This window comes from Phenylobacterium sp., from assembly GCF_016793225.1.
Classification (GTDB): Bacteria; Pseudomonadota; Alphaproteobacteria; order Caulobacterales; family Caulobacteraceae; genus Phenylobacterium.
Genome location: NZ_JAEUMN010000043.1, coordinates 1 through 4,246, shown reverse-complemented (window position 1 = coordinate 4,246; position 4,246 = coordinate 1). Strand labels below are relative to the sequence as shown.

Genomic DNA, 4,246 nt, shown 5'->3' with positions numbered 1-4,246 from the left:
CTTTCGGCCGCTCACCGCTTCCTCGTCACGCTGGCGGACGGACAGCATGTGTTCGTCAAGGGCGCGACCACGCCGGAGACGGCGGCGTGGCTTCGAAACGAGCGCACGGCCCTGTCGGCGGCGCCTCCCGAGCTCGCGCCGCGGGTTCTGGCCTGGCTGGACGACGATCCGGACCGCCCCGTCCTCGTGCTGGAGGCGCTCGAAGGCCGCTGGCCGGCGGGGCATCAGGGCGTCGCGTGGCGGCCCGGCGATCTCCCGGCCGTGGTCGACGCCCTTCGGCGGCTGGCGCGTGCGCCGGCCGACGGGCTTGCGGCCGCGAGCGGGGCGGCCTCCACCGGATGGGCGGACATCGTGGCCGCGCCCGAAGCGATCCTTCGGCTCGGGATCTGTTCCCCGGCCTGGCTGGCGGCCTGGGGCGGCCGCCTGCTGGACGCCGAGCAGAGCCTTGTCCGGACAGGCGCGGCGTTCGTCCACGGCGACATGCGCAGCGACAACATCTGGCTCGGGGCGGACGGGGTGAAGTTCGTGGACTGGAGCCACGCCGTGCGCGGAGCGCCGGAGACCGACCTCGCCACACTTCTGCCGACAGCCCATCTCGAAGGCGGCCCCGCTCCGGCGTCCCTGATGCCCGAGGGCGGAGCCTGGGCTGCGGCCCAGGCCGCCGACATGGCCCTGCGCGCCGTGGGCGATCACGCCGCGCCCGCCTGGCTCCGCCGGGTGTTCGGCCGCCTGGCCGCGATAAATCTGGACTGGGCCGCCGCAAGCCTCGACCTGGCGCCGCGGGACGGGGCGCCTTGGGCGGCTTTGTGACGCCGCGCCCGCGTCGCCTTTTGCGATCCGCGAGGTTTCGCGTAAATCGACGCGCCCCCACCTAGGGGCGCCGCGTAACGCACCTTTCGAAACCGAGACCTAGATGCCGAGCCTGAACGAGATCCGGACGCATTTCCTGGACTTCTTCCAGAGGAACGACCACGCCGTCGTCGCCTCGGCTCCGCTCGTGCCGCAGAACGATCCGACGCTGTTGTTCGTCAATGCGGGCATGGTGCCGTTCAAGAACTACTTCACCGGCGCCGAGACGCCGCCGTGGCCCCGCGCCGCCTCGTCCCAGAAGGCCGTCCGCGCGGGCGGCAAGCACAACGACCTGGACAACGTCGGCTACACGGCGCGCCACCACACCTTCTTCGAGATGCTGGGCAACTTCTCGTTCGGCGACTACTTCAAGGAGCGGGCGATCGTCCTGGCCTGGGAGCTGCTGACCAAGGAGTTCAAGCTTCCGCCCGAAAAGCTGACGATCACCGTCTACCACACGGACGACGAGGCCTTCGATCTCTGGAAGAAGGTCGCGGGCCTGCCCGATCACAAGATCATCCGCATCCCCACCAGCGACAACTTCTGGTCCATGGGCGACACCGGCCCCTGCGGCCCGTGCTCGGAGATCTTCTACGACCACGGCGAGCACATCCCGGGCGGCCCGCCCGGCAGCCCGGACGAGGACGGCGACCGCTTCGTCGAGATCTGGAACCTCGTCTTCATGCAGTTCGAGCAGTTCGCCGACGGCGCGCGCCAGCCGCTGCCGAAACCGTCGATCGACACGGGGGCAGGCCTCGAGCGCGTGGCCGCCGTCCTGCAGGGGGTGCACGACAACTACGACGTCGACCTGTTCCGCACGATCATTGCCGCCAGCCGCGAGCTGGTGGGCGGGGCCGGCGGCGCCTCCAACGGCCCGTCGCACCGCGTGATCGCCGACCACCTGCGCTCGACCAGCTTCCTGATCGCCGACGGGGTGATGCCGTCGAACGAAGGCCGCGGCTACGTCCTGCGCCGGATCATGCGCCGGGCGATGCGCCACGCGCACCTGCTGGGCGCCGAGGAGCCCCTGATGCACCGCCTGGCGCCCACGCTGGTGAAGGAGATGGGCGACGCCTATCCCGAGCTGCGCCGCGCCGAGGACGCCATCGTCGACACCCTGCGCCAGGAGGAGGAGCGCTTCCGCGTGACGCTGGGCCGCGGCCTGGCGCTGCTGGACGAGGCCACCGCCGGGCTCGGCCAGGGCGACGTGCTGTCGGGCGAGACGGCGTTCCGCCTTTACGACACCTACGGCTTCCCGCTCGACCTCACCCAGGACGCGGTGCGGGCCAAGGGCCTCACGGTGAACCTCGAGGAATACGAGGCCGCCATGAGCCGCCAGCGCGAGATGGCGCGCGGCGCGTGGAAGGGGTCGGGCCAGGTGGCGGCGGCCGCGGAGTGGTTCGCCATCCGCGAGCGGCTGGGGCCGACGGTGTTCACCGGCTACGACGAGACCGAGGGCACGGCCGAGCTGCTGACCCTGGTGGAGGACGGCCGCGAGGTCGACGGCGCCGGGACGGGTGCGCGCGTGCAGGCGCTGTTCGACCGCACGCCCTTCTACGCCGAGAGCGGCGGTCAGGCGGGCGACAAGGGCGAGGTGCTCTGGGACGGCGGCCGCGCTCGCGTGCTCGACGTGCAGAAGCAGGCCGGCGACCTGCATGTGCACGACCTGGAGGTGACCGAGGGCGCGCTCTCGTCCGGCGCCCGTGTCCAGCTGTCGGTGGACGCCGCCAACCGCGCCTCGACCCGCGCGAACCACTCGGCGACGCACCTCCTGCATGCCGCGCTGCGGAATGTCCTGGGCCGGCACGTGACCCAGAAGGGCCAGATGGTGGACGGCGAGCGCATCCGCTTCGACTTCAGCCATGGCCAGCCGCTCACCGCCGACGAGCTCGATCGCATCGAGGCCGAGGTGAACGCCGTGGTGCGGCAGAACCTGGCCGCCGAGACCAAGAGCATGCGCCCGCAGGAGGCGATCGAGGCCGGCGCCATGGCGCTGTTCGGCGAGAAGTACGGCGACAGCGTCCGCGTGCTGACGCTCGGACAGGCCCTTGGCGGGGACGGCGCCTACTCGGTGGAACTCTGCGGCGGCACCCATGTGGCGCGGACGGGCGACATCGCGCTCTTCAAGGTGGTCTCCGAGCAGGGCGTCGCGGCCGGCGTCCGCCGGATCGAGGCGCTCACGGGCGAGTCGGCGCGGCGGTACCTGCTGGAGCAGGCCGGGGTCTCCAAGGCGCTGGCCGAGCAGTTCAAGACCCCGGTCGCCGAGGTGACGGCCCGCGTGGAGGCCCTGCAGGCTCAGGCGCGCAAGCTGGAGAAGGAGCTGGCCGAGGCCAAGCGGCAGCTGGCGATGGGCGGCGGCGGCGGGGCGGCCGGCGGTCCCGAGGAGATCGCCGGCGTGAAGGTGCTCGCCCGCGTCATGGAGGGCGTCGGCGGCAAGGACCTCCGCGCCATCGCCGAGGAGTTCAAGAAGCAGCTCCCCGACGGCGTCATCGCGCTGGTCGGGACCGCGGACGGCAAGGCTGCGGCGACGGTCGCCGTCACGGGGGCGGCGCAGGCCCGCTTCAACGCCGCCGAGCTCGCCAAGACCGCCGTGCTGGCCATGGGCGGGCAGGGCGCGGGAGGCCGCCCGGACTTCGCGCAGGGCGGCGCGCCAGACGGCGGCCGGGCTGCCGAGGGCGTCGCGGCGATCAAGGCGGCGCTCGCGAACTAGGCGGGAGGCGGGCTCTCCGCCGCCACGCAGAGACAAGGGACGGCCGGGCCTGCCTGGCCGGCTGCCGTTCGGAGCTGCACCGAAGCGTGAGTTGACAACCTCCAGCGCTGGGCGCGCCGTCGGCGGACGCCAACTTGACGGAGGTCCCTATGGAGACCCGTGAGCACTTCGGCGACCAGACGCAGGACGTCGTGACCCACGAGCGCACCTACCACGCCTTCAGCATCCTCACGCGCTGGGCGATGCTGCTGATCGGCGACGCCACCCTCTGGCTCACCCTGTGGTTCGCCGCCGGCTGGGGATTCCTGGGCAGCACGCTTGCCGCGATCGTCGCGTTCGTCGTGGGCTACATCGTGCTGGTGCGCCACGAGGAGAAGCAGCCCCTCGACGTCTGGGCCGAAGGGCGCTGACGCCGGCGCGCCGACCGCACGGAGCGGGCAGGGCGCCGGGGCTGCAGAAACGCGCCTACGCGGTCAGGCCGCGAGAGCCTTCTCGAGGTTCGCCGCGACCTTGTCGATGAAGCCCTCGGTGGTCAGCCAGCCCTGAGTGTCGCCCACGAGGAGCGCCAGGTCCTTGGTCATCGAGCCCGATTCCACCGTGGCGACGCAGACCTTCTCGAGGGTGTCGCAGTAGTGGGCGAGTTCGGCGTTTCCGTCGAGCTTGGCCCGGTGCTTCAGACCCTGGGTC

General features: G+C 72.0%; 3 protein-coding genes and 1 pseudogene. 3 read left to right on the top strand and 1 reads right to left on the bottom strand.

Annotation, left to right across the window (positions count from 1 at the left end; genetic code table 11):
• From JNK30_RS04840 to JNK30_RS04830, 3 genes are all read left to right on the top strand, one after another.
• On the top strand, positions 1-810 hold an 810-nt coding region (locus tag JNK30_RS04840), incomplete at its 5' end, for a phosphotransferase (protein WP_293480713.1).
• Positions 811-913: 103 nt separating this feature from the next.
• A complete protein-coding gene (gene alaS / locus JNK30_RS04835; protein ID WP_293480711.1) occupies positions 914-3,559 on the top strand; it encodes an alanine--tRNA ligase in 2,646 nt (881 codons plus the stop codon).
• Between the two features lie 149 nt (positions 3,560-3,708).
• Positions 3,709-3,969, top strand: coding sequence for a hypothetical protein (locus JNK30_RS04830; protein ID WP_293480709.1), 261 nt, complete (start codon positions 3,709-3,711; stop codon positions 3,967-3,969).
• Positions 3,970-4,032: 63 nt separating this feature from the next.
• On the opposite strand, the pseudogene JNK30_RS04825 reads toward JNK30_RS04830, so the two are convergent.
• Positions 4,033-4,246, bottom strand: a pseudogene (locus tag JNK30_RS04825) (NADP-dependent isocitrate dehydrogenase); the annotation flags it as partial.